27 protein-coding genes and 1 tRNA gene are annotated in these 24,274 nt (G+C 67.3%); 13 read left to right on the forward strand and 15 right to left on the reverse strand.

The window, feature by feature from the left end; translation table 11 throughout:
* Positions 1-31 precede the first annotated feature (31 nt).
* On the forward strand, positions 32-823 hold the full coding sequence (locus AC0KS4_RS27805) for an SDR family NAD(P)-dependent oxidoreductase (RefSeq protein WP_238955710.1): 792 nt from the start codon (positions 32-34) through the stop codon (positions 821-823).
* A 117-nt stretch (positions 824-940) separates the two neighbouring features.
* On the opposite strand, the gene AC0KS4_RS27810 is transcribed toward AC0KS4_RS27805, so the two are convergent.
* From AC0KS4_RS27810 to AC0KS4_RS27820, 3 genes are all read right to left on the reverse strand, one after another.
* Complete coding sequence (locus AC0KS4_RS27810; protein WP_225327894.1) at positions 941-2,500, reverse strand: LCP family protein; 1,560 nt, start codon at positions 2,498-2,500, stop codon at positions 941-943.
* 343 nt (positions 2,501-2,843) lie between these two features.
* Positions 2,844-3,233 carry an integrase gene (locus AC0KS4_RS27815; protein WP_238955711.1) on the reverse strand — a complete coding sequence of 130 codons (390 nt, stop codon included), beginning with the start codon at positions 3,231-3,233 and terminating at the stop codon, positions 2,844-2,846.
* Positions 3,234-3,250: 17 nt separating this feature from the next.
* Positions 3,251-3,493, reverse strand: a complete 243-nt coding sequence (locus tag AC0KS4_RS27820; protein WP_225327892.1) for a hypothetical protein — start codon at positions 3,491-3,493, stop codon at positions 3,251-3,253.
* Positions 3,494-3,872: 379 nt separating this feature from the next.
* Between AC0KS4_RS27820 and AC0KS4_RS27825 the strand changes: the two genes are divergently transcribed.
* The gene (locus AC0KS4_RS27825) at positions 3,873-4,061 is read left to right on the forward strand and encodes a hypothetical protein (RefSeq protein WP_238955712.1); all 189 of its coding nucleotides are present in this window, start codon (positions 3,873-3,875) and stop codon (positions 4,059-4,061) included.
* 18 nt (positions 4,062-4,079) lie between these two features.
* On the opposite strand, the gene AC0KS4_RS27830 is transcribed toward AC0KS4_RS27825, so the two are convergent.
* Complete coding sequence (locus tag AC0KS4_RS27830; RefSeq protein ID WP_238955713.1) at positions 4,080-5,570, reverse strand: amidase; 1,491 nt, start codon at positions 5,568-5,570, stop codon at positions 4,080-4,082.
* Between the two features lie 125 nt (positions 5,571-5,695).
* Here AC0KS4_RS27830 and AC0KS4_RS27835 point away from each other — a divergent pair, with 125 nt between their 5' ends.
* The 4 genes from AC0KS4_RS27835 to AC0KS4_RS27850 all read left to right on the forward strand — a co-directional run bounded on the left by AC0KS4_RS27835 (position 5,696) and on the right by AC0KS4_RS27850 (position 8,986).
* Positions 5,696-6,571 carry an alpha/beta fold hydrolase gene (locus AC0KS4_RS27835; RefSeq protein WP_238955714.1) on the forward strand — a complete coding sequence of 292 codons (876 nt, stop codon included), beginning with the start codon at positions 5,696-5,698 and terminating at the stop codon, positions 6,569-6,571.
* An 88-nt stretch (positions 6,572-6,659) separates the two neighbouring features.
* Positions 6,660-7,328: a S1 family peptidase gene (locus AC0KS4_RS27840; protein WP_238955715.1), complete on the forward strand. Its 669-nt coding sequence runs from the start codon at positions 6,660-6,662 to the stop codon at positions 7,326-7,328.
* A 95-nt stretch (positions 7,329-7,423) separates the two neighbouring features.
* The gene (locus AC0KS4_RS27845; RefSeq protein ID WP_225327887.1) at positions 7,424-7,891 is read left to right on the forward strand and encodes a lipoprotein LpqH; all 468 of its coding nucleotides are present in this window, start codon (positions 7,424-7,426) and stop codon (positions 7,889-7,891) included.
* 39 nt (positions 7,892-7,930) lie between these two features.
* Complete coding sequence (locus AC0KS4_RS27850) at positions 7,931-8,986, forward strand: MAP_0585 family protein (RefSeq protein ID WP_225327911.1); 1,056 nt, start codon at positions 7,931-7,933, stop codon at positions 8,984-8,986.
* A 7-nt stretch (positions 8,987-8,993) separates the two neighbouring features.
* On the opposite strand, the gene AC0KS4_RS27855 is transcribed toward AC0KS4_RS27850, so the two are convergent.
* Complete coding sequence (locus tag AC0KS4_RS27855; protein ID WP_238957266.1) at positions 8,994-9,893, reverse strand: lytic transglycosylase domain-containing protein; 900 nt, start codon at positions 9,891-9,893, stop codon at positions 8,994-8,996.
* A 190-nt stretch (positions 9,894-10,083) separates the two neighbouring features.
* On the opposite strand from AC0KS4_RS27855, the gene AC0KS4_RS27860 reads away from it, so the two are divergent.
* The 3 genes from AC0KS4_RS27860 (at position 10,084) to AC0KS4_RS27870 (ending at position 11,330) form a co-directional block, all read left to right on the forward strand.
* On the forward strand, positions 10,084-10,848 hold the full coding sequence (locus AC0KS4_RS27860; protein WP_238955716.1) for a DUF732 domain-containing protein: 765 nt from the start codon (positions 10,084-10,086) through the stop codon (positions 10,846-10,848).
* 85 nt (positions 10,849-10,933) lie between these two features.
* Positions 10,934-11,167, forward strand: coding sequence for a hypothetical protein (locus AC0KS4_RS27865; protein ID WP_238955717.1), 234 nt, complete (start codon positions 10,934-10,936; stop codon positions 11,165-11,167).
* A gap of 87 nt (positions 11,168-11,254) precedes the next feature.
* A tRNA-Thr gene (locus AC0KS4_RS27870) sits at positions 11,255-11,330 on the forward strand.
* A gap of 248 nt (positions 11,331-11,578) precedes the next feature.
* Here the strand turns inward: AC0KS4_RS27870 and AC0KS4_RS27875 are convergent.
* Positions 11,579-12,295, reverse strand: a complete 717-nt coding sequence (locus AC0KS4_RS27875) for a hypothetical protein (protein WP_238955718.1) — start codon at positions 12,293-12,295, stop codon at positions 11,579-11,581.
* A 157-nt stretch (positions 12,296-12,452) separates the two neighbouring features.
* Between AC0KS4_RS27875 and phoP the strand changes: the two genes are divergently transcribed.
* Positions 12,453-13,172, forward strand: coding sequence for a two-component system response regulator PhoP (phoP, locus tag AC0KS4_RS27880; RefSeq protein ID WP_008263800.1), 720 nt, complete (start codon positions 12,453-12,455; stop codon positions 13,170-13,172).
* 39 nt (positions 13,173-13,211) lie between these two features.
* The gene (locus tag AC0KS4_RS27885) at positions 13,212-14,654 is read left to right on the forward strand and encodes a sensor histidine kinase (RefSeq protein ID WP_238955719.1); all 1,443 of its coding nucleotides are present in this window, start codon (positions 13,212-13,214) and stop codon (positions 14,652-14,654) included.
* On the opposite strand, the gene AC0KS4_RS27890 is transcribed toward AC0KS4_RS27885, so the two are convergent.
* The 9 genes from AC0KS4_RS27890 to AC0KS4_RS27930 form a co-directional block, all read right to left on the reverse strand.
* Entirely contained in the window at positions 14,642-15,046 is a 405-nt protein-coding gene (locus AC0KS4_RS27890) for an HIT family protein (protein WP_238957267.1), read from the reverse strand. The two genes, AC0KS4_RS27885 and AC0KS4_RS27890, sit on opposite strands and share 13 nt — an antisense overlap.
* A gap of 6 nt (positions 15,047-15,052) precedes the next feature.
* Positions 15,053-15,490, reverse strand: a complete 438-nt coding sequence (locus AC0KS4_RS27895) for a ketosteroid isomerase family protein (protein WP_009951973.1) — start codon at positions 15,488-15,490, stop codon at positions 15,053-15,055.
* A gap of 199 nt (positions 15,491-15,689) precedes the next feature.
* Positions 15,690-16,817 (reverse strand): NDMA-dependent alcohol dehydrogenase, encoded by a 1,128-nt coding sequence (locus AC0KS4_RS27900; RefSeq protein ID WP_225327883.1) that lies wholly within the window; start codon positions 16,815-16,817, stop codon positions 15,690-15,692.
* A 156-nt stretch (positions 16,818-16,973) separates the two neighbouring features.
* Positions 16,974-17,519 (reverse strand): nuclear transport factor 2 family protein, encoded by a 546-nt coding sequence (locus AC0KS4_RS27905; protein ID WP_225327882.1) that lies wholly within the window; start codon positions 17,517-17,519, stop codon positions 16,974-16,976.
* A gap of 1 nt (position 17,520) precedes the next feature.
* A complete protein-coding gene (locus AC0KS4_RS27910; protein ID WP_225327881.1) occupies positions 17,521-17,745 on the reverse strand; it encodes a ferredoxin in 225 nt (74 codons plus the stop codon).
* Between the two features lie 12 nt (positions 17,746-17,757).
* Complete coding sequence (locus AC0KS4_RS27915; RefSeq protein ID WP_238955720.1) at positions 17,758-19,113, reverse strand: cytochrome P450; 1,356 nt, start codon at positions 19,111-19,113, stop codon at positions 17,758-17,760.
* A complete protein-coding gene (locus AC0KS4_RS27920) occupies positions 19,110-19,937 on the reverse strand; it encodes an SDR family oxidoreductase (RefSeq protein WP_225327879.1) in 828 nt (275 codons plus the stop codon). Before AC0KS4_RS27920 ends, AC0KS4_RS27915 begins: the two co-directional genes overlap by 4 nt.
* On the reverse strand, positions 19,938-21,155 hold the full coding sequence (locus tag AC0KS4_RS27925; RefSeq protein ID WP_225327878.1) for a cytochrome P450: 1,218 nt from the start codon (positions 21,153-21,155) through the stop codon (positions 19,938-19,940).
* Between the two features lie 3 nt (positions 21,156-21,158).
* The gene (locus AC0KS4_RS27930) at positions 21,159-21,797 is read right to left on the reverse strand and encodes a TetR/AcrR family transcriptional regulator (protein WP_225327877.1); all 639 of its coding nucleotides are present in this window, start codon (positions 21,795-21,797) and stop codon (positions 21,159-21,161) included.
* A gap of 210 nt (positions 21,798-22,007) precedes the next feature.
* On the opposite strand from AC0KS4_RS27930, the gene AC0KS4_RS27935 reads away from it, so the two are divergent.
* Positions 22,008-23,477: an aldehyde dehydrogenase gene (locus tag AC0KS4_RS27935; RefSeq protein ID WP_238955721.1), complete on the forward strand. Its 1,470-nt coding sequence runs from the start codon at positions 22,008-22,010 to the stop codon at positions 23,475-23,477.
* A gap of 14 nt (positions 23,478-23,491) precedes the next feature.
* Positions 23,492-24,241 carry an SDR family oxidoreductase gene (locus AC0KS4_RS27940; RefSeq protein ID WP_225327875.1) on the forward strand — a complete coding sequence of 250 codons (750 nt, stop codon included), beginning with the start codon at positions 23,492-23,494 and terminating at the stop codon, positions 24,239-24,241.
* The last annotated feature ends 33 nt before the right edge of the window (positions 24,242-24,274 follow it).

The following is a 24,274-nucleotide window of genomic DNA, read 5'->3' on the forward strand; positions in this document are numbered from 1 at the left end:
TCGTCGCCGCGCCTAGCGAACGGGAGAAGTGATGAAGCGACTCGAGGGCAGGCGGATCCTGGTGACCGGCGCCGCGTCGGGCATCGGGCAGGCGACCGCGCTGCGCTTGCTCGACGAGGGCGCCGCGGTGGCGGCCGCCGACGTGGCAGCCGACGGCCTGGACACGACGAGGGCCCGCGCCCAGCAAGCCGGCACCGCCGACCGGCTCACCACCCTGCCGATGGACGTCGGCAGCGAGGAGTCGGTGATCGACGGCGTACGCCTGGCCGTCGGGCGGCTGGGCGGCCTTGATTCGCTGGTCAATGCCGCCGGCATATTGCGGGCCGCCCACACCCGCGAGACCAGCCTCGAACTGTGGAACCAGATCGTCGGCGTGAACCTGACCGGGACCTTTCTGGTGGTGCGTGAAGCGCTCGACACCCTGTTGGCGAACCCGCGCAGCGCGATCGTGAACTTCAGCTCCACGTCGGCCTCGTTCGCCCATCCCTACATGGCCGCCTACGCCGCGAGCAAGGGCGGCATCCAGGCCTTCACCCACTCGTTGGCGCTCGAATTCGCGCGCGAGGGCCTGCGTGCGGTGTGCGTGGCGCCCGGCAGCATAAAATCCGGGATCACCGACGCCACCGGCGGATACATTCCGAAAGACGCTGACTGGTCGCTGTTTTCGCGGCTGATGCCGGTCCTGCCGACCACGACGGAGTCCAGCGGCACCGGGATGGCCGGACCCGACGCGGTGGCCGGGGTGATCGCCATGCTGGTGTCCGACGACGGGGCCTGGATCACGGGCACCGAGATCCGCATGGACGGCGGCACGCATGCCTGATGGCGGCGACCCGCTGCGCCCGGCTTCGCCGCGCTTGCGATCGCCGCTGCGCTTGATGGCGGCGACCCGCTGCGCCCGGCTTCGCCGCGCTTGCGATCGCCGCACGCCTGATGGCGGCTAGTTGACGCAGGGCACGCCGCCGCCGTCGATCGGCTTTCCCTGATCGGGCGTCGGGTAGGTCGTGGTGGTGCCGTTGTAGTAGTAGGACTTGGCCTTGGTCGACGTGGTGGTGCTGGTGCTCGTGACGTCGTCCATCTGCGTCTCGTCCGGTGTGGGGATCGAGAAGTTGGTATCCACCGTCACCCGGATGTGGCCGGGTTGGACGCCGGGGCTGGGCTGTTTGGGCGCGTCGAGGCCCAGCAGGTTGGCCACGTTGCTCGCATCGGTCTGCGCGCCGGCGCCGTACTCGATCGAGCTGGTGGTCGGCTCGCCGGACTCGCGGTCGCGGACCTGGCCCGGGGTGTAGCCCTTCTTCTTCAGCGCGCGCGAGACCTCGGTGGCGAGCCCGCTCATGCTGCCCGAGTTGACCACGTCGACGACCGTGGACGGATTGGGCTTGACGGCCGTCGTGGTGGTCGCGGTCGACGGTGCGTCGGTGCCGATCGCCGCCGCCACCTCTGCCTTGATCGCGGTCGGGTCGACGATGTTGACGTCCTGGCCATCGATGTTGTCGTAGCGCACCACCGGCAGCGTCCGGAATTCCAGGTTGCCGCCGGCGAGCCCGCCGAGCCGTTGGATCATCTCGTCATTCCAGCCGGACGAGAGCACCACGTCCTTGCGCGCCACCGCCATCAGGTTCTTGAGCTTGTCGATGTTGGTGAACGTGCCGGCGGCCTGCAGCTCCTGCATGACCGACGAGATGAACGCCTGCTGGCGGTGGGTGCGGTCCAGGTCGCCGTTGTCCAGGCCGTGCCGCTGCCGGACGAACGACAGGGCCTCGGAAGCGTCCAGTCGCTGGCGGCCGGCCGGGAAGTCGGCGCCGGAATACGAGTCGTAGACGGCGTGGTTCAGGCACACCTCGACGCCGCCCAGCGTCTGCGCCAGATCGTAGAAACCGGCCAGGTTGACCTCGGCGAAATAGTCGATCGGGACGCCGGTCAGGCTGCGCACCGCGCGCAGGGTCGCCGCCCGGCCCGCTTCGCGGCCCTTGGTCTCGAGCTCTTTCTGACTGCTCGTCCCCTGGTTGGCCAGCTTTTGCGCGACGTACTGTTTGGTCAGCCCGTAGGCCTCTTTGATCTTGATGTGGTTGTATCCCGGGACCCCGGTGAAGGGCACCCAGTCGTCGCGCGGGATCGAGAAGGCGACCACTTTGTTGTCGGCGCTGACGTGCACGAGGATCAGCGTGTTGGTGTTGTAGCCGCCGTCGTCGGAATCGCCCGCGTGCAGATGCTTGAGGATCGAATACGGCAGGTCGTTGCCGTCCTGATCCTTCCGCGAGTCCAGGCCGATCAGCAGGATGTTCATGTTGTCGCCGCTGGACCGCGGGTCGTCGGGCTGCAGTGCGTTGGAAACGGTGATGCCACCCAGCGCGCCGTGCGCCACGTAATACCCGGCGCCGGTCAACCCGACCGCCGCCACGGAAACCAGTGCGCCCAAGGTGCGCGTCAGCCCTTTACGGAATCGAGAGGGTTGACGGACGGCTCGATGGCGGCGATGGGCGCCGCCCGAGCGGGCCATCACAAACCTCTGCCCACACCCAGCGCATCACCGGACCCCGCAACGGCGGTTAGCGGCGATGTCGCTTCGAGCATGGTGACAAGTATGCGTTAGCTTGCTGTGAAGGCCCCAATCGAGAGCGCCCGTCGACGGCCGTCGCGAGCGAGTTCGGCGGGCCCGGTCGGCGCGATTCGCGGCCACGATCGCCGCTCTACCAGGCTGTTTTGGTCGGGCGGTGCGGGGGAGTGGCCGCGCTGATCGCCGGCGGGCCTCGAGCGGGAGAGCGATCGAGCCGAACTCGTTACCGCACGGATACCTCGTAGCGGACCGGCATCGACCGGGACGGGCCAGCAAACCGTCGCCGTCAGCAGTACAGGTACTCGATGCGCCATCGGCCATCGACGTAGTCGGCGCGATACTGGCCGCCGAGCGCCGGGTTGGCATCGTGGATGAGGCCGGAGCCGCCCACCCCGGGCGTGAAGCCCGGGGGATCCCACGCGATGGACACCGGGTTGGGCGGCATGGTCGGTGTGCATCCGACTTGTTTCTTGACGTAGCCGTCGATGATCGCGCGCTCGGCGGCGGCCTGGTCACCGCCGTCGGGCGCGGGGGCGTTGGGGCACAGCGCATTTGCGCCACAGGGGTGTTGCCCCACGGCGGCGCGGGCCACGTGCGTCGGCGTACTCACGGTCAGCATCGCCGCCGCGAGCATTCCGGCGGCCGCCGTGGTCCCGGCAATTCTGCGGATGCGCATGTTGTCTCCCAGCCGTGCTAGCGGGCTTTGACCAGGTCCTCACCCGCGGAGTAAAAGAGCGTGATGTTGGTGCCGGTGACGATTTCGGCGAGATAGACACCCGCGGGTTCGACCTCGTAGTAGTAGTGGGCATTGCCCTTGGTATCCAGTGTCGACGCGCACGGGTAGCCCGGCGCCCCGCATCGCTGTTTGATCGGTATCGCGAAAACGGCGAGCAACACGACGACGGCGATTCCGATGCTCAGCGGGACTTTCTTCACTGCCGACCTCGTTTGCGCCAGATCTACCACCGTTGGAGTGTAAGCGGCCGATCCCGCCGCGGCACCTGCGACGCCGCGGGCCCTTCTTCCTAGGCCGACGGCGTTTGGGGGCCCGGGTGCCGCGGGTACGCGGATGTGAGCCGATCGAAGGGCTGAGCATGAGCGATACGGACCTCAGGCCGCTTTCGGCGGAGCGGCCAGGCAATTCAGAGCCGCGGGAGCCGGGGACACCGGACGAGAAACCGGAGCGGCTCACGCCGACCGAAACGCCCGAACGGCTCACGCCGACAGAGCCGCCGGAGCGGTTGACGCCATCGGAACCGCCCGAGCGTCACGCCCCGGAATAACGAACGCGACCGAGCAGGATCGGAGGACGGATATGCGTGCCGAGGAAGGCGACGAATCGGTCAAGGACTACGCGAAAGAAGGCCGGGAAACCCTGGGCCGCATCAAGGCTTCCCAACACGCGGGCGGCCGCCTGGGTGACATCGCCCGACGGTTCGCCAGTCTCTGGCGGGGGCAGCGCGGCCAGCCGGGCGGCCAGCAGGGCACCGAGCGGCCGGCATAAAACTGATTGCGGCAGGGGCTAATTCGTGGCCGGAGCCGGATGTCGGTGAGCCCATGGGTGCGCCTCTTCGAGTTGGGCGGCCAACTGCAGGAGGCCGCCGTCGGCGCCCAACTTCCCCACGAATTGCACACCCAGCGGAAGGCCACCCTGTGTCCAATGCAGGGGGACGCTGATCGCGGGGCGCCCGGTGAGGTTCGCCAACTGCGTGTAGGGCACCCAGCCCAGGCTCTCCTGGATGAGTTCGTCGAGAATTCCGCTGAGCCCCATGAGTTTTCCCGCACGGAGCCTGCTGATCACTCGGGCCGCGCGCTGCAACACCGCCGACGTCGTGGTGGCGCCCACCTCCAGGGGAGGGGTGGCCAGGGTGGGGGTCAGGAAGTAGTCGTAGGCGCCGTGGAACTTGGCCAGAGACTGGATGTAGTCGTTCCTGTTTTCCAGTGCGGACATGACCGCGAGGACACCCCCGGATCGGCCGAGTTCACTGACGGCCAAACTATCGGCCTCAAAGTCGCTGTCGCGGGCGCCGGTTCGCCGCTTGATGTCGGCGACCTGGTGGTGAAGCTGCGCGAACCAGATGGTCAGAAAGTCACGGCCCAGCGCGGCATCATCGTACGGCGGGGCGACCTCCTCGACCTGATGGCCCAGTTCGCCCAGTAGCACGGCGGTCTTCTCGACCGCGCCGACGGCCTCCGGGCTCGGCCGCGGGTTGATGGCCGAGCGCGCCGAGTATCCGATTCTCAGCGCTTCCGGACGACGTTGGATGAGTTCGCTGAATGGCTTGTCGGGCAATGCAACCCGGTAGGCCCCATCGGGTTGCTGTCCGACGATCGCGTCGTAGAGCGCGGCACTGTCGCGCACAGTGCGCGACACCACCCCCTGGGTCGCCATCCCCAACAGCATCTCGCCGGTCTGCGGGCCGTAGGGCGCCAAGCCCCGGCTGGGCTTGAGGCCGACGAGTCCGTTGCAGGCGGCGGGGATTCGGATCGACCCGCCGCCGTCGTTGGCCCCGGCGGCCGCAACGATGCCGGCTGCCACCGCTGCCGCGGATCCGCCTGACGAGCCGCCGGGCGTGTGCTTCGTGTTCCACGGGTTGCGGGCGGGACCCCAGTAGTCGGGTTCCGTTACGCCCTTGGCCCCGAATTCGGGAGTATTGGTCATCCCGAAGATCACCAGGCCCGCGTCCAGAAACCGCTGCGTGACCAGCGCGTGCCGGTCGGCCACATCGTTGGCCAGCGACCGTGACCCGCACGACGTGGGAAAGCCGCGGTACTCCTGGCCGAGGTCTTTGAGCAGGAATGGGACACCGGCGAAAGGCCCGCTCAGGTTCGGGTCTGCGGCTTGGGCGTCGGCGACATGGTCGAGGCGACGAACGATGGCGTTCAACCGCGGGTTCACGGCGTCCGCTCGTTGCCGCGCCAACGCGAGGAGTTCGGCCGGGGTGACCTGCTTGCGCGCGACAAGTTCGGCCAGGGCGGTCGCATCCAGCGACATGTACTCGTCGAGGTGCATGTCTTCTCCTTCGCTCCGGTCCGTCCCGTGCGGCACCGACCCGACCTCCCCTAAATTGACGCCGCTGCACGCTATCGACGTCAAGCGAATGCGGGCACCGGCTCGGGGCGCCTTAGTATCACCTGGTGCCCACGGCAGCTGAACCGTTTACGATCCGGGGTCCCGGCGGGGTCCAGATCGTCGCCGACCGCCTCGGGGATCCTCACGCCCGCGCCGTGGTGTTCTTGCACGGCGGCGGGCAGACCCGCCGTTCCTGGGGCAAGGCCGCTGCCGCGGTCGCCGCGCGCGGGTGGCAGGCCGTCACCGTCGACCTGCGCGGCCATGGCGAATCGGACTGGTCCGGTGACGGCGACTATCGCGTCGTCAGTTTCGCCGGCGACGTCCAAGAGGTGCTGCGCACGCTGCCGCCGCGACCCGTGCTGGTCGGTGCCTCGTTGGGCGGGTTCACGTCGATGCTGCTCGCGGGGGAGCTGTCCCCGGGCATCGCGAGTGCGGTCGTGTTGGTGGACATCGTCCCGAACATGGACCAGTCCGGCGCGAACCGGATACATGCGTTCATGGCCGAGCGGGTGGAATCGGGGTTCGGCTCACTCGACGAAGTCGCCGACGCGATCGCCGAGTACAACCCGCATCGGCCGCGACCAACCGATCTGGATGGCCTGACCACCAACCTGCGTCGCCGCGGCGACCGCTGGTATTGGCACTGGGATCCCCAGTTCATCAGCGGCACTGCGGCATTCCCACCGTTCGAGGTCACCGATCCCGATCGGATGCACGCGGCCGTGGAGGCGATCCTGCGCGGCGGGGTGCCGATGCTGCTCGTCCGCGGGCAGATGAGCGACCTCGTCAGCCAGGAGCGCGCCGACGAATTCCTGGCGCGTTTTCCCCAAGTCGAATTCACCGATGTCCGCGGTGCGGGACACATGGTCGCCGGCGACCGCAACGACATCTTCGCCGGCGCCGTGCTGGAATTCCTTGCGCGGCACGTCGACGCCGGATGAACCGCCCACACGGAACCCGCTGGCCGCCAGCGTATCTGAGACGTGTGGCGCTGCTACTATCTGCCGGGCGCAAGCGGAGGGGGTCGGCGTGAGCATGCCGTGGTTGCGGGGGCTGGGATTCGTCGGGGCCCTGATGGTGGCTGGGACGGCGGTGGCGAAAACCGCTGCGGCAGCGCCGCCCCCGGCTCTGCCGTCGCCGCCCCCGGCACCGGGCATGGGGGTCGATCATGAATCCGGCAGGTGCACAGCGGGATTCGCGGCACAGGGGGCCGACGGCAGCTACTACCTGATGACCAGCGGGCACTGCGACGCGCATGACGGTTCGGAGTGGACGTATGGCAACGATGCCCCGCTCGGCAGAATCTCGGCCAGCGAGCATGAGGGCGCCAAGCGGGACGCAGCCATCATCCGCCTCGAGCCGAGTGTCGGCATGCCGGTGGGCGACGTGGGTGGCAGGTATCAGGTTCGGGATGTGTTGAGCCGCGCGCAGATTCAGCCCGGTATGCCTTTCTGCAAGATCGGCGCGGTGACGGGCGAGACGTGCGGCGCGATCAAAGGCATCGACGGTGACGTGGTCGAAGCCAGTGTGTTCAGCCTCGACGGCGACAGCGGCAGTCCCGGCTTCGTGATGAACCCGGACGGCACCGTGAGCGCGGTCGGTCTATTGATGTCCTCGCCCGACGGGGACGACTACACGACCTACTTCATGCTGATCAATCCGCTGCTGGACAGGTGGGGCCTGCGCGTTCTCCCGTGAGAGAAGGGTTTGCAGATCTCGGGTTTCGGGTATGCGGGCGACCGGCCTCGACTCGTCCGAGAGCCAGCGGAACCAGCGGCACGAAGGGGAGAGTAGTGAAGCGTGGGATCGTAGTCGGCGTTGCCGGTGTGGCCCTGGTGATCGCGGCCGGCGCCGGTTGTTCGAGCAACAAATCCGGTACGGGATCGTCGGGCTCATCTACGCCGGCGGCAGCAGGTCCGCTAGTTATCGTCGACGGTCAGAATCAGAACGTCAGCGGGCAGGTCACGTGCACCGCTGCGGGTGACAACACCAACATCGGCATCGGTGACCCGACCGCCGGGCTCGGCGCCGTAGTCAGCAACGGCAATCCGCCGCTGGTCCATTCGGTCGGGCTGGGCACCGTCAACGGTGTCGCGCTCGGGTTCTCCGACGCCGCCCCCAACCAGGGCGGCAGTGCGGGGGCCGCGGTCAACGGCAAGACGTGGGCGATCAAGGGCACCGCTACGGGTGTCGACATGAGCAATCCGCAGCAATCGCAGCAGGTAACCAAGTCATTCGAGTTGGACGTCACCTGCCCGTAGCGCAGGCCATCGACACCCTAGGGGGACGCAGCTATGTCTATGAAACGTGTCGTCAGCGCTGCCGCGGTGGCCGCCGGCCTGAGCATCTCGGCGGCGACTCTGAACGCCGGCTCGGCCTACTCCGCGCCACTTGACCCGCCACCGCCCTGCCCGGGCTGCCACGGCGGCGGTGGCGGCGGTGGCGGCGGTGGCAACCCCGGCGGACCGGGTGGGCAGCCGGGCGGCGGCGGTGGTGGCCCCGGCGGCCAGCAGGGCGGGGGCAATACCCCGCCGCAGGGCGGCCAGAACAGCCCGCCGGCGCAAGGCGGCCAGAACAGCCCGCCGGCGCAGGGCGGGCAGAACAGCCCGCCGACGCAAGGCGGCCAGAACGGTCCGCCGGCGCAGGGCGGCCAGACCAACCCGCCGCAGGGCGGGCAGAACAGTCCGCCCCCGCAGGGCGGACCGACGAACGCGCCGCCCCAGGGGGGCCAGAACACGCCGCAGCCGAATGAGCACGGCCAACCCCCGGCCCAGCCCGGGCAGAACGCGCCCCCCGGCCAGGACAACCAAAACCCGCCCCAGCCGGGGCAGAACACCCCGCCGAACGAGCCTGGTCAGAATCCGCCGCCGCAGGGTGGGCAGACGAATGCCCCGGCGAACACCCAGAACCCGCCGCCGAACGAGCGGCAGCGGTATGCGTCGCTCAACCCGCCGAGCACTCAGCCGCCGCACCCGCCGTACGTTCCGCCGCGCGGGGTGTATGCCAGCGGCAATGCCGAGATCGGCGGACCAGTGGGTCTCGACACGGGCTTCAGCGTCGTGGGCCACGGGGCGCCCCCGCCGCCGCGCCAGCACGGCTACGGCTGGAACGACGGCCCGGCCCCTGGCCACCCGCCGCCGCACTGGGAGGGCCCGCCGCCTCCGGGTGGCTGGAACGGTCCGCCGCCTCCGGGTGGCTGGAACCGGCCGTGGGCCGGCCCGCCGCGTGACGTGGCTGTGGCCCGGGCCGACTTCGGACCGTTCAACTACAACACCTTTACCGTCATCCCGGTCTTCAACTGGCAGTACGGCGGGTGGGGTTACTGGTTCTTCGGTGTCTGGGTGCCGCTGTACTGATCGCGCACTACTGCGGGTGGGCCGCCACGTAGTCCGCGGCCGGGATCGGTGACGAGGCTTCGTAGCCGATGGGCAGCAAGACGTCGCCGGCCGTCGTGCGGCAATAGACGTCCCACCGGTAGTACGCCGCGAAGGTAGCGGGATCGGCCGCGATCAGCGCCGCGTACTGGTCGACCGCGCGCACGTATTCGGTCGCGTGGTTGTAGCCATAGATGGCGCGATCCCGATCGTTGGCAAAGCCGTTGGCGGCCAGGTAGCGGCCCGCCGCCAGGATGCTGTCGCGGGGCGAGTGGATGTCGCCGCCCTGGCCGTAACCCGCGAATGTCGACGGCAAGAACTGCATGGGGCCCTGCGCGCCGGCGGTGCTCGCGCCCACGATGCTGCCGAAACGCGACTCGATGAAGTTGATCGCGGCCAGGTAACTCCAGCCGACGCCCGACTCGGATTCCGCCTGGTGGTAGTCGTTGAGCAGCTCGTCGGCCGGGGCCGGCGGCTCGATGCGCCACGCCGGAAGGGTGTCTCGCACCGGGGTCAGCGCGATGAGTTGCCGACGCGCGTCGACGTTGCGGTCGTAGACATCGGCCAGCTCCGCCGGGATGCGCGGGCGCGTCGTCGCATCCCATTCGGGATGGCGAGCGATGGCGCGGTAGGCCGCCTGCTCGCGGTGCGCCGCCGCCGTCAGCGCGGGCTCCGGAGTCCCCGGGTCACGCAGCGCGCGCTCGTCGGCGACGAGGTCATCGGCCAGCTGCACGGGGTCCGACGCCAGGGTCGGCTGCGCGCCGCCGGGCGTCCCGGCATCCGCGGGCACCACTCGTGTCGGCGGCGCCAGCGGTGCGGCCGGGGTCGGCGGGGTGGCGCGGGTCGCCTCCACCGAACGCGGCGCGGAACAACCGGCGAGCGCCAACATGACCGCGGCCAGGACGAGCGGCGCGGCGCGTCGGTTACGGCCCACACTGATCACGTCCGTCCATTGCCTCGATCCGTACGGCTCCGGTTGGCTGGCTCACACCGAGTCTTGCGCATCGAAGCGCGTGACATCAATGCCGATGAAGCACAGGGACTTGTAACAACGTCGTCGCACTCTCAAACTAGTTGATATGCGCGACCGCGAGACGATCGACTCAGAATTGCGGCGCATCGCCCTTGGGCGCCGATCGATCCGCGAGCGGGGCGGTCAGCCGTCGTCCCAAGAGGTCGACGAACTGCTCGACGAGCTCCTGGCCCACAGCATGGGGACACCGCTGGTGAACGCGCCTCAGGCGGGCGAGACCCAGGTGGTCGCCGGCGCCCCGCCACGGCGCAACACGAGCCGCATCATGCTCCTGCGGCGTAGCGGTCTGCTGCGCCGGCTGGGCCTGGTGGCGGCGTTGCCGCTGTCGCTGGTGGCCATCGCCGCCGCGGTGATGGCGATATTCGCCGTCCGCCACCAGGATTCAGCGGCGCAACCGACGGAAACCCCGGCGCCGGCCGCGCCACCACCCAGTCACATAGCGCCCCCCACAGCAGCCCCGCGGATTGGCGTCGCCGACACTGCGTTCATCGCCGCGTTGAAGCACGAGGGCGTGCCGATTCCCAGCCAGGATTACGTGATGGCCCAAGGGCACGCGGTCTGCGACTTCCTGGGGCACCAACACAACTTTTCCGACGCGGTCGCATTCGTGCAGCGGTCGTCGATCTGGGACGCCGACCAAAGTTCCCATGTCACCGCGGGGGCCATCGTCGCCTACTGCCCTCAGTCCCTACCTACTGCGCCGGACGAGACGCAGCCGGCCTATCAGGATGCTCTCTCCGATCTGCAGGCCATCGAAGGAAAACTGCGCGACATCCAGGGCGATCTGGATAACCTTCCGGGCCACCCGTGAGCCCGGTGGGCCGCGGACCCTTCTCGTGTCTGAAACCCCTGTCCTGCAAGCAGTTATCGCACAGCGGCGAGGAGCACACGCAGCCGTGACCCTGCTGTTGCTGGTTCTCAAAGTCGCGTTGATCGCCTTCGTCGTAGGCGGCACCATCGCCCTGATCACCCGCGGGGTCAAGCGTTCACGGGCGAATAGATTGGATCCACGGTGGAAGGGACACAGTGGGCAACCCGGGTGCGAGGCGTCCGCTTTGGGCGCCATGCCCAACACACCGCTTCCCGAATGGGCCTACTGGGACGACGACGACCACGGCAGGGCGCGTTGACGCGCACCTCCGCCGGCTCGAGTCGACGCGTAGCTCGGACGGCATCACGCCTGCCGTAGAATCGTCCTGGCTTGTCGGGCCAGCCCGGCCGCGTTAGCTCAGTTGGTAGAGCGTCGCTCTTGTAAAGCGGATGTCGAGAGTTCGAGTCTCTCACGCGGCTCCATCCCTGTCGGTACTGAGGGATAGCGTCGCCTTGTGTCAATGACCTGTCTCGGCTGCGGAGTCGATTTCGAAGGATGTCGCCGAAAGGTGTTCTGCGCCAACGCATGCCAACAGTCACACCGCCGACGCTTGCTCTTGGAGGCCTGGCTCGACACCGGAGTTTGCGGGCGCACGTCCTACCAGGGCCACTACGTCCGCGACTACCTCTATGAGCAGCAGGTGGGGTAAAACCGGACCCAGCCTAATCGGTCACTGGTCGCTGTCGATCACGCGTGCTGAGCGCACCGCCCGCGACGAGGGGCGCCGGCGTCCCGGCAGCGGGATCCGGTCGGCGATGTTGCTCAGCGGGTTGACCACCATGGTGAGCGCGATGACGGCGTCTTGCAGGGTGGCGATGGCGGGCTCGAGCGCCTCCATCCCGGGGGTGAGCCGCGCCAGGGTGTCGGCGACGTCGGCGAGCTGGTCGAGCGGTCCGTGCTTCGCCGTCAGCTTGTCGACCAGGCCGCCTTCGCTGAGCAGCCGGTCGGCCAGCCCGTCCTCGGCCAGCAGTCGTTCGATCAGACCCTCCTCGGCGACCAGCTGATCGGCCAGGCCACCGGGCTGCAGCGTGCGCTGCAAGGCGCCGCCCTCGGCGGTCAGGCGGTCGAGCAGACCGCCCTCCGCGGTCAGCATGTCGACCACCCCGCCCGGGCGCAGCAAGCGGTCGAGCGGACCGTCCGGGGCCACCGCCCGACCCAGCGGGGCATCGTCGTCGAGCAGCCTGGCCAGCCGGTTGGCGCGCACGAGCGCGTCGTCGATCCCCAGCATGGACGTCATCGCGTTCGTGCCGGCGGATCCGTTCTCGCCCAAGGCCCGCTTCGCCACGCCGACGGCCGCGCTTGCCACGCCCAGGCCCGCGTCCGCCGCGGCCAGCCCGACCCGCGCGGGAGCGGTCGCGGCCGACACGATGCTTTTGGCGAGGTTCATTCCTCGAGTCTATTCGCGACGCGGCCTGCGAAGAGCCGATCCGTCCCAAGGCAATGCGGTGATGTTTGGCAGACTACTTACAGACGGTTGACACTGAGCTTTCAGGAATCACACAATCTTTCCATAGGTAACTTCAAGTAAGGGACAGAAGCACCTGATGACATCGCCAACTCCCAGTGACACCAAACCCGAGGCCCGCGTCCTCGTGGTCGACGACGAGGCCAACATCGTCGAACTGCTTTCGGTGAGTTTGAAGTTCCAGGGATTCGAGGTCTATACGGCGACCAACGGCGCCCAGGCGCTGGACCGGGCGCGTGAAGCGCGTCCCGACGCCGTCATCCTCGACGTGATGATGCCCGGCATGGACGGATTCGGGGTGCTGCGACGGTTGCGCGCCGACGGCATCGACGCCCCCGCATTGTTCCTGACGGCGCGGGATTCCTTGCAGGACAAGATCGCCGGTCTGACGCTGGGCGGCGACGACTATGTGACGAAGCCGTTCAGCCTGGAGGAGGTCGTCGCGCGGTTGCGGGTCATCCTGCGGCGCGCCGGCAAGGGCGGGGCCGAACCACGCAGCGCCCGACTGACTTTCGCCGATATCGAACTCGACGAAGAAACGCACGAGGTGTGGAAGGCCGGTCAACCGGTGTCGCTGTCGCCGACGGAATTCACGCTGCTGCGTTACTTTGTGATCAACGCGGGCACGGTGTTGAGCAAACCGAAGATCCTCGACCACGTGTGGCGCTACGACTTCGGAGGTGATGTCAATGTCGTCGAGTCCTACGTGTCGTACCTGCGCCGCAAGATCGACACCGGCGAGAAGCGGCTGCTGCACACCCTGCGCGGGGTGGGCTATGTGTTACGGGAACCGCGCTGAGCACGTGCTCAGCCAACGGCGGTAGCGAAGAATTGGGAGATGGTCACTAAGCCTCGACGTGGATTGCCGCTCCGGGTAGGGCTCGTCGCCGCCACCCTGGTGCTGGTCGCCTGCGGTCTCGCCGTTTCCGGTGTCGCAGTGACGTCGATCCTGCGGCACAGCCTGGTCAGCCGCATCGACCAGACGCTGCTCGACGCGTCGCGCGGGTGGGCGCAGGCCCCGCGGCGGCAGTCGCCCCCGCCCTACGAGGGTCCCGACCCCGGCCGGCCCCCGTCCAAGTTCTACGTGCGCGGCGTCAGCACCGATGGCACTCCGTTCACCGCCATCAACGACCGCAACGCCGAGCCGGCCCTGCCGGCCAACAACGACGTCGGTCCCAATCCGACGACGCTGCCCTCGGTGAACGGGTCGAGCATCCACTGGCGGGCCGTATCCGTGCGCGGTCCGCACGGGCTGACGACCGTGGCGATCGACCTGTCCGACCTCCAGCACACGGTCAGCTCGCTGGTCTGGCTGCAGTTCGGCATCGGGGTGGCGGTGCTGGTCTTGGTCGGGATCGCCGGCTTCGCGGTGGTGCAGCGCAGCCTGCGGCCGCTGGCCGAAGTCGAACGGACGGCCGCGGCCATCGCCTCCGGCCAGTTGGATCGCCGTGTCCCAGAACGTGATCCACGAACCGAGGTGGGCCGGCTTTCACTTGCGCTCAACGGAATGCTCGCGCAGATTCAGCAAGCGCTCGCTTCCTCGGAATCCTCGGCCGAGAAGGCCCGCGGCTCCGAGGACCGGATGCGGCGCTTCATCACCGACGCCAGCCACGAGCTGCGGACCCCGCTGACCACCATCCGCGGTTTCGCGGAACTGTATCGCCAGGGCGCCACCCGCGACGTCGCCATGTTGTTGTCGCGGATCGAGAGCGAGGCATCCCGGATGGGCCTGCTGGTGGACGACTTGCTGTTGCTGGCCCGCCTCGACGTGCAACGGCCGCTCGAGCACAACCGGGTGGACCTACTGGCGCTGGCCAGCGATGCCGTGCATGATGCGCAGGCGATCGATCCCCGGCGATCCATCACGATGAAGGTCCTCGACGGTCCCGGCACGCCGGAGGTGCTCGGCGATGAACCACGAATCAGGCAGGTGCTGAGCAACCTGATCGCCAACGCCTTGCAGCACACCCCGGAGAGCGCCGACGTGACGGTGCGGGTCGGCACCGACGGCGATGACGCGGTCCTCGAAGTGGCGGACAAGGGCCCCGGCATGAGCGAGCAGGACGCGTCGCGGGTGTTCGAGCGGTTCTATCGCACGGACTCGTCGCGGGCGCGGGCCAGCGGCGGTACCGGTCTCGGTCTGTCCATCGTCGAGTCGCTGGTGCGGGCGCACGGCGGTGTCGTCAGCGTGACCACCGCTCCGGGCGAGGGCTGCTGCTTCCGGGTGACGTTGCCGCGCATCAGTGACGTCCATGCGCAGCACGCGGTTCACGTTAACTGAGCCAGGGCCGCCTTGATCTTGGCCTGGGCCTCGTCCAGTGATTCCGGTGAGGGGTTGCGGTCCACGTTGGCGAAGCCGAAGTCGCTGAGGCTGCGGGTGGGGAAGACGTGCACGTGCAGGTGGGGCACCTCCAAGCCGGCGATGATCAGGCCGGACCGTTCGGTTCTGAAGGCCTTGCACACGGCCTTGCCGATCAACTGACTCACGGTCATCACCCGGGCGAAGGCCGCGCCATCGACGTCCTGCCAATTGTCGATCTCCTCGCGCGGCACGACGAGGGTGTGCCCCTGGGTCATGGGCTCGATCGTCAGGAACGCGACGACGTCGTCGTCCTCATAGACAAAGCGGCCGGGCAGTTCACGGTTGATGATCTTGGTGAAGATCGACGCCATGGGCACTCACTCCTCCTTGCCGAACTGCATCATCTCGAGGTTCCAGTAGCCACGCATGTTGGTGATCAGCCCGGCGTCGTTGACCTTATAGGTGAACACCCCGCGCACCGAGCTGGTGAGGCCGCCCTCGAACTTGCTGTTGAGCACCAAGATGTGGGCGATCTCGTCGGGCGAACTCGACGGGAAGGTCTCCTCGCAGGTGATGGAGAGCTGATTGGCCGCGATGTTGGTGTCGAAGAACGCGCCGACCGCCTCCTTGCCGCGGACACCGGTGCCGTCGGGGTTGGTGACGGACTTGCCGATCGGGTCCTCGATGACGACGTCATCGGACATCAGCGCCAGCCAACCCGCCCGGTCGTGCGCCTGCACGCACCGCCACGAGGACTGCGACGCGGCCAGGGCCGGCGATGCCTGGGATTCTTGAGCTGCTGCGGCTTCGGTCATTTCTTCTCCTGTCACTGGTGTGCGCACACCGTTCGTTCGTGCGCCGATTGCGTTGGGGCGCAAGGAAGGAGCTCGACGGCGACTCGTCCGTCGCGGAGTTGAGCACGAGGTCGCGCACCGTCATGGCGCCGGTTCGTCCCGGCGCCATGACGGTGGCGGAAAGCCGGTCACTTAAAAGACGCGGCTGATGACGGGTGATTTACCGGTCGGCGTCGGTGTAGCGGATGACGCCGCGAATGTTCTTGCCGTCCAGCATGTCCTGGTAGCCGTCGTTGATCTGTTCGAGACGGTATTGGCGGGTGATCATGTCGTCCAGGTTCAGCTTGCCGGCCTTGTACATCGACAGCAGCTGCGGGATGTCGTACTGCGGGTTACCGCCACCGAAGATGGTGCCCTGCAGGTTCTTCTGCATCAGTGTCAGCATCGCCAGGTTGAGGTTGACGTTGGTGTCCAGCAGGCTGCCGATGGCGGTCAGCACGCAGGTCCCGCCCTTTTGGGTGATGTTGAGGTAGTTGTCGACGTCGGCGCCCTGCAGCTCACCGACGGTGACGACGACCTTGTGGGCCATCAGGCCGTAGGTGACCTCGGCCATGCCCGCCATCGCGGCCATGATGTCGGGGTAGACGTGGGTGGCGCCGAACTTCAGCGCCTGGTCGCGCTTCCACTCCACCGGGTCGATCGCGAAGATGTAGCGCGCGCCGGCGTTGACCGCGCCCTGCAGCGCCGCCATGCCGACCCCGCCGACGCCGACGATGGCGACGTCCTGGCCCGGCCGGATGTCCGCGGTGCGGACCGACGAACCGTAACCGGTGGTGACGCCGCAGCCGACCAGCGCGGCGACCTCGAAGGGGACCGACTCATCGATCTTCACCACCGAGCTGCGGTGTACGACCATGTAGGGGGAGAACGTTCCCAGCAGCGTCATGGGGAAGACGTTCTGGCCGCGCGCCTGGATGCGGAAGGTCCCGTCGGACACCGCGGCGCCGCCCAGCAGGCCGGCTCCCAGGTCGCACAGGTTGCGCATGCCCGCCTGACAGGTCGGACATTGCCCGCAGGACGGGATGAACGACAGCACCACGTGGTCACCGGGGGCGATGTCTTCCACACCCGGGCCGACCTCGGTGACGATGCCCGCGCCCTCGTGACCGCCCAGCACCGGGAAACCGGCCATCGGGATACCCCCGGTGACCAGGTGATGGTCGGAGTGGCACATGCCCGCCGCTTCCATCTGGATCTTGACCTCATGCGCTTGCGGGTCGCCGATCTCGATTTCCTCGATGGACCAGGGCTGGTTGAACTCCCAGATCAGTGCGCCTTTTGTCTTCACGATGGTCCTGACCCCATTTCGCCTTTGAATTGATCAGCGCTGACCGGCCCCTTCATGCCGGCCAGCTAGGTGACGGGTGCCACAGGCACCCTTGTCGCGTCAGCATAGCGCGTGCAACAAATCAAATGCTTGGTTGGCTCCCCGCCAGTGGTTCGGTCACCAGATGGGGACCGGTGCCTCGCCAAGCGGGTAGTAACCCGGCAGCTTTTCGCCGGCGAGGCTGCGCTCGATGCGCTTCTGCATGCCGTCGCTCAGGTCCCCGGACTCGATGAGCTTGCCGAACATGTACGCGACGTGGCCGAAGTCGAAGAAGTCCCGCTGCCACTCGATCAGCCGGTCGCTGTTGAGGCGGAACCAGCTGCCGCCGATGCCGTAGATCTCGTCCTGGGTGCCGTCGGCCTTGTTGACGATCTGTTTCCAGAAGCCGACGATCTCGCCCTGCTTCTCGTCGATGAGCACCTTCTGGTACTCGTACACCCAGTTCTCCAGGCCTTCCATCTCCAAACCCAAAGCGATGTCACGGATCTCGTCGACGCCCACGCACATCACGTCTTCCTTGGGGCCGATGTTCCAGCCGTAGGTGGCGTCTTTCGTGTAGAAGTCCGCCAATGGCCGCCAGTCACCGGCCTTTTCGCAGTCCTTGTTGGCCTGCAGCCAGCGGTCGACCCATGCCTCGAGATCTTCGCGCGAGTGTGACGCCATCTCAGTCTTCTTTCTCTCTGATGAACAGTGCTTGCGTTGGGCACATATCGACCGCGCGCTCGACTTCGTCGCGGGCGTCTTCGGGCGGTTCGGGGTCGATGATCTCGACCTTGCCCCGCTTGGGCACCCGGAAGTAGTCGGGCGCCTCGAGTTCGCACATGGCGTGGCCCTGACACAAATCCAGATCGGCTTCGATTCTGAATCCGCTCGGTGTTTCCCGGCCCATGGGCCTCACTCCTTACGCATTGCGCTTGCGGTAGCGGACCTTCGCCGGCCGGGCCAGCTGCACAACCATCTTCGAGTGGTCGTTGTGATAGCTGTCCGCTGGTTGCGCCATCTCGAAGTCGTACTCGCGCAGGAGAACCGAGAAGATCGCCTTGATCTGCATCTGGGCGAACGCGGCGCCGACGCAGCGGTGGCGTCCCGCGCCGAACGGAATCCAGGTCCACCGGTTGACGATGTCGGCCTGCTCGGGCTTGTTGTAGCGGTCGGGCTTGAACGCGTCGGGGTCGGGGAAGTCCTCGGCAATCCGGTTGGAGATCGCCGGGGACGCCGCGACGTAGTCGCCGTTGTGAATCGGGAAGCCCTCGACCTCGAATTCGCCCTTGGCGACCCGCATCAGGATGATCAGCGGCGGGTGCAGCCGCAGGGTCTCCTTGACCACGTTGTCCAGCTTCGGAATCGAGCGCAGCGCATGGAAACTCACCTCCTGGCCGTCGGCGTAGAGCTCCTCGAGCTCGGCCAGCACCTCGGCGTACACCTCGGGATGGCGGATCAACTCGATCAACGTCCACGCCGAGGTCCCGGAGCTGGTGTGGTGCCCGGCGAACATCAGCGAGATGAACATCCCGGTGACCTCGTCCGCGGAGAACCGCGGATTGCCGTCCTCGTCCCTGATCGACACCAGCACGTCGAGCATGTCGCGGTCGGCCTTGTCCTTGGGCGGATTGGCCAGCCGCTGGTCCATGATCTCCTGAACCAGCGCAACGAGTTTGACGCGGGCCTCGTCGCGGCGCCGGAAACTCTCGATCGGCAGGTACGGATCGACGTAGCACAGCGGATCGGTGCCGCGCTCCAGCTCGTGGTAGTACTCGGCGAACCGGTGGTCGAGCTGCTCGCGGAACTTCAGCCCGATCAGGCAGGCCGTCGAGGTGTAGATCGTCAGCTCGGCGAAGAAGTCGAGCAGCTCGATCTCGCCCTCGTCGCCCCAGTCGGCGATCATCTTCTTGACTTCGCCCTCGATGGTGCTGGCGTGACCCTTCATCTGCTCGCCGCGCAGCGCCGAGTTGTGCAACATCTCCTTGCGCCGCTCGGGGCTCGCGTCGAACACCACGCCCTTGCCGAAGATCGGCGTCATGAAGGGGTAGGCCTCGGCCTGATCCAGGTCTTCGTCGGCGGAGCGGAAGAAGAACTCGTTGGCGCCCGCGCCGGACAACAGGATGACGTGCTTTCCGGCCAGCTGGAACCAGCCGACGTCGCCGCACTCGTCACGGACGCGTTTCATCAAACCGATTGGGTCGGTGCGGAATTCCTCGAGGTGGCCGTGCTCTTCTTCACCGCCGGAAACCCGGGGCACGATCGCGGTGGTCGTCATTGTCCTGGCATCCCCTCTTCGCCGAGTGCGAGCTTCTGGCGTTCTTTGTTGTCGGTCAACGGGGCTTCGGGCTGAAGTTCCATGTTCGCGATGAAACCGCCCCGCGGCGTCTCCGCTACGAACGTGATCGCCCGCGCGAGATCGGCGGCCCGCAGGAAGTAGTCGTGGCGGGCCTGCCCCCACTTGGCCCAGTCTTCGAGTGCGGGGCCGATCTTTTCGGCGGGCAGGCTCCAGCCCATCGACGTCTTCGTCGGGCCGGGATGCACGATCGAGGCCCGCACGCCCGTGCCCTCGAGCTCCATCTGGAAGTTGGTGACCATCGCGACCAGAGCGGCCTTGGCCGCACCGTAGGCGCCCATGTGCGGGCGCTGGCGCAGGGCCACGTCGGAGCCGACGAAGATCAGGTCGCCCCGCTGCCGCTCCAGCATGCCGGGCAGCACCGCGGCGGCCAGCCGGTTGGCGCCGACGAGGTGGATCTGCAGCTGGGACTCGAATTCGTCGGTGGTGATCTCGGCGAGTTTGCCGAAGTACGTGTCGCCCGCCCCGGCCACCAGCACCTCGACATCACCGAGCGCCTCGACCGACTGTGCCACAAAGGATTTCACCGAATTCGGGTCGGTGACGTCCAGGTGGAACCCGACCGCCTCACCGCCCTCGGCGTTGATCTTGCCGACGATGTCGTCGAGCTTCTCCACCCGGCGTGCGCCCAGGGCGACCGGGAAGCCGTGCGCCGCGAGCTCGATGGCGGTGGCCTCCCCGATACCGGAGGAGGCACCGGCCACGATGGCGGGCCGGCGTTCGGGCAGGGGCTCAAAGCGGGGCATTCAGCGGACCTCCACGCGCATTGGTAGGTGGGCGAATCCGCGGACGTTGCTGGAGTGGACGCGGACGGCGTTGGCCTCGTCCACTTCATAGCCGCGGATTCGCTTGAACAACTCGGTGAGCGCCACCCGGGCTTCCATCCGCGCCAGATGCGCGCCCAGGCAGAAGTGTGCGCCACTACCGAAACTCAATAGCTTGGGCCCGATTTCGCGCCCGATCACATAATCGTCAGGGTTGTCGAAGACCCGCTCGTCACGATGGCCCGAACCGGGCAACAGCAGTAGAACGTCGCCGTCGGGAATGGTGGTGTCGTAGAGGGTGAGCTCGCCGGACACGGTGCGGGCCAGGATCTGGCTGGAGGTGTCGTAGCGCAACGTCTCCTCGACCCACAGCGGCACTCGAGACAGATCGTCGTAGACCGGGGTCAGCTGATCGGGGTTCTTATGACCCCAAAAGGCGGCGTTGGCAAGCAGTTTGGTGGTGGTCTCGTTTCCCGCGATCACCATGAGGAACATGAAGCCGAGCACCTCGTCGTCGGTGAGCCGGTCGCCGTCGATCTCGGCTTCCAGCAGCGCCGACGTCAGATCGTCCGTCAATTGCTCGCGCCGCTCGGCCACCATCTGTTGGTAGTAGACGATGAGGTTGAGGGAGGCCTCGACGGCCTCGGGCGGCACGTCGGTGACGCCCTCGTCGCGGTGCATCACCCCGTCGGCCCACGCCCGCACCTGATCCCGATCCGGCACGGGGACACCCATCAGTTCGGAGATGACGTCCATGGGCAGCTTGCCGGCGAACTCGTCGACATAGTCGACGGTGCCGTTCTTCGCCTTGGCCAGCATGGTGTCGAGGTGCTGCGTCGCGATCTCGGTGACCCGGGGTTCGAGCTCGCGAATCCGGCGCGGGGTGAAGCCCTTTGAGACCAGCGTGCGCAGACGCAGGTGGGCCGGATCGTCCATCGCGAGAAAGCTCATCGTCTTACTGGCGTGCGGGCCGCGCGACGCCGGATCCAGCGAGACGCCGTACTTGTTGGACAGCGTCGTGCTGTTGCGGAATCCCTGCAGCACATCCTGATGCCGCGACAGCGCCCAGAACTTCAGTTCCTCATTGCGATACAGCGGGGCGTCGTCGCGAAGACGCTTGTAGTACGGGTACGGATCCTCGTGGAAGTCGTAATCGTAGGGATCGAGGACGAGCTCGTGGTCGCCAACATGGACGGTCATCGCTTAGGTTCCTGCCTCTGTCTCTTGGCTTGTGTCTGCGGCGCCGGTCAGGATCAGCCGGACCACGTAGGCCAGCCGGTCGGCGATCTCGCGGTAGCTGAATTCGCCACTGCCGCCTTGGACCAGCGCACCGAAAAACGACATCTCCAACGCGGAAACGGTAGTGGGATCGGCGTTGGGGCCCATCGCGGATGTGATCCGGCGGTGGATCTCCACGCCGATGCGGTCGCGCGCGGCACGCACCGCGGGGTCCGCTCCGCCGCTGAGCAAGGCCGTCGTGCAGGCGGCGCTGACCTCGGGTTCGTCGGCGACCACCAGGGCCAGATGACGCAGCACCTGTTCCACCCTGGTGGGCATCGGGTCGTTCACGTCGGTGAAGTAGGGAACCTGCCGCACCAGGTCCAGGTAGACCTCGGCGATCAGGTGATTCTTCGAGGAGAAGTAGGTGTAGGCGGTGGCCGGTGCGACCTTGGCGCGGGCCGCTACCGCGCGCACGGTCAGATCGGCGTAGGACTTTTCACGCAACGTTTCGATGCCGGCGGCCAGCACTTTCCGGAAGGTCTCCTCTTGACGCCGATTGCGCGGCGTCTGACCGGTCTGGCGGTCGGCGTCGGAGGTGATCGCCAGGGCATCGCTGGACACATGTCCAAGCTAGTGGATGGTGTCGGCACGAAGCAAGTCCGATTCGTCAACATTGTGCTTAATCAGCCATTTTATGGCGATTCCGCGTGTCTACCGGGATCGGCTCTTGCACCGCCGCTGACCAGAAGACTATGGTTCGATCGGACGATATCGGACAACTGTCCACTAGATTGGCGTGCCGGCGCGGCCGCGCACAGACAGGAGCGGGACATGGCCTTGTTGGCCGACGGCGTGAGCGAACTCTTTATCGACGGCAAGATGTCGGCCGGCAGCGCCGGCACGTTTCCCACGGTCAATCCGGCGACCGAGGAAGTGCTCGGGGTCGCCGCCAACGCCGACGCCGCCGACATGGACCGCGCGATCGATGCCGCGCGGCGCGCCTTCGACGAGACGGACTGGTCGCGCGACACCGAGTTGCGGGTGCGTTGCGTGCGGCAACTGCGCGAGGCGATGCAGCAGCACCTCGAAGAATTGCGGGATCTGACCATCGCCGAAGTCGGGGCGCCGCGAATGCTCACCAGCATCGCTCAGCTCGAAGGCCCGGTCAACGACCTGGCGTTTGCCGCCGACACCGCCGAATCCTATGAATACCAACAGGATCTGGGCGAGGCGTCACCGATGGGCATCCCTACCAGGCGCACAATCGCGCGTGAGGCCGTAGGCGTCGTCGGCGCCATCACCCCGTGGAACTTTCCTCACCAGATCAACCTCGCCAAGATCGGGCCGGCCCTGGCCGCCGGAAACACCGTCGTCCTCAAGCCCGCACCCGACACCCCCTGGTGTGCCGCCGTGCTGGGGGAACTCATCGCCGCGCATACCGACTTTCCGCCCGGCGTCCTCAACATCGTCACCTCAGACGACCACGGCGTCGGAGCGTTGCTGTCGAAAGACCCGCGGGTGGACATGGTTTCGTTCACCGGGTCGACGGCGACCGGGCGTAGCGTGATGGCCGACGGCGCAGCGACCATCAAGAAGGTCTTCCTCGAGCTGGGCGGCAAGTCGGCGTTCATCGTCCTCGACGATGCCGACCTCGGCGGCGCGGTGGGCGTGGCGGCGTTCTCGGTGTGCATGCACGCGGGCCAAGGCTGCGCGATCACCACCCGGCTGGTGGTGCCGCGGGCGAAGTACGACGAGGCCGTCTCGATCGCGGCCGCGACGATGGGCGGTATCAAGGCCGGTGACCCCACCGACCCCGGAACCATCTGCGGCCCAGTGATTTCGGCGCGCCAGCGGGACCGCATACAGGGCTACCTCGACTCGGCGATCGCCGAGGGCGGGACGTTCGCCTGCGGAGGCGGGCGGCCGGCCGACCGCGAAGTCGGCTTCTTCATCGAGCCCACGGTGATCGCGGGACTGGGCAACGACGCCCGCTGCGCGCGCGAGGAGATCTTCGGGCCGGTCCTGACGGTGATTCCACACGACGGCGACGACGACGCGGTCCGCATTGCCAACGACTCACCGTACGGACTGTCGGGCACCGTGTTTGGCGCTGACCCGGACAGGGCCGCGCGGGTCGCCGCCCGGGTCCGCGCGGGCACGATCAACGTCAACGGTGGCGTGTGGTACTCGGCCGATGCGCCCTTCGGCGGTTACAAGCAGTCCGGAAACGGACGCGAGATGGGCCTTGCCGGTTTCGAGGAGTACCTGGAAACCAAAACTATTGCGACAGCGATTAACTAAAGGAGCTTGCAAGCATGCGATTCGAGAACAAGGTCGGCATCGTCACCGGGTCCGGGGGCGGCATCGGGCAGGCCTATGCCGAGGCGCTGGCCCGTGAGGGCGCCGCGGTGGTGGTCGCCGACATCAACGCCGAGGCGGCCGAGTCGGTCGCCAAGCAGATCGTGGCCGACGGCGGAACCGCGATCAGCATTCCGGTCGACGTGTCCGACCCGGCGTCGGCCAAGGCGATGGCCGACCGCACGCTGGCCGAATTCGGCGGCATCGACTACCTGGTCAACAACGCCGCGATCTTCGGGGGCATGAAGTTGGACTTCTTGCTCACCATCGACCCCGAGTACTACAAGAAGTTCATGAGCGTGAACCTCGACGGGGCGTTGTGGTGCACGCGCGCGGTGTACAAGAAGATGGCCAAGCGCGGCGGCGGGGCGATCGTCAACCAATCATCCACCGCCGCCTGGCTGTACTCGAACTACTACGGCCTGGCCAAGGTTGGCCTCAACGGCCTGACGCAGCAACTGTCCCGCGAGCTCGGCGGCCAGAAGATCCGGATCAACGCGATCGCGCCGGGCCCCATCGACACCGAGGCGAACCGGACCACCACCCCCCAAGAGATGGTCGCCGACATCGTCAAGGGTCTGCCGCTGTCGCGCATGGGGACACCCGCGGACCTGGTCGGCATGTGCCTGTTCCTGCTGTCCGACGAGGCGTCGTGGATCACCGGGCAGATTTTCAATGTCGACGGTGGACAGATAATCCGGTCATAGCCGCCGGCGACGATGCAGAGCGAAGCGATGAGG

Source organism: Mycobacterium sp. NTMscope_MAC_12, assembly GCF_976985675.1.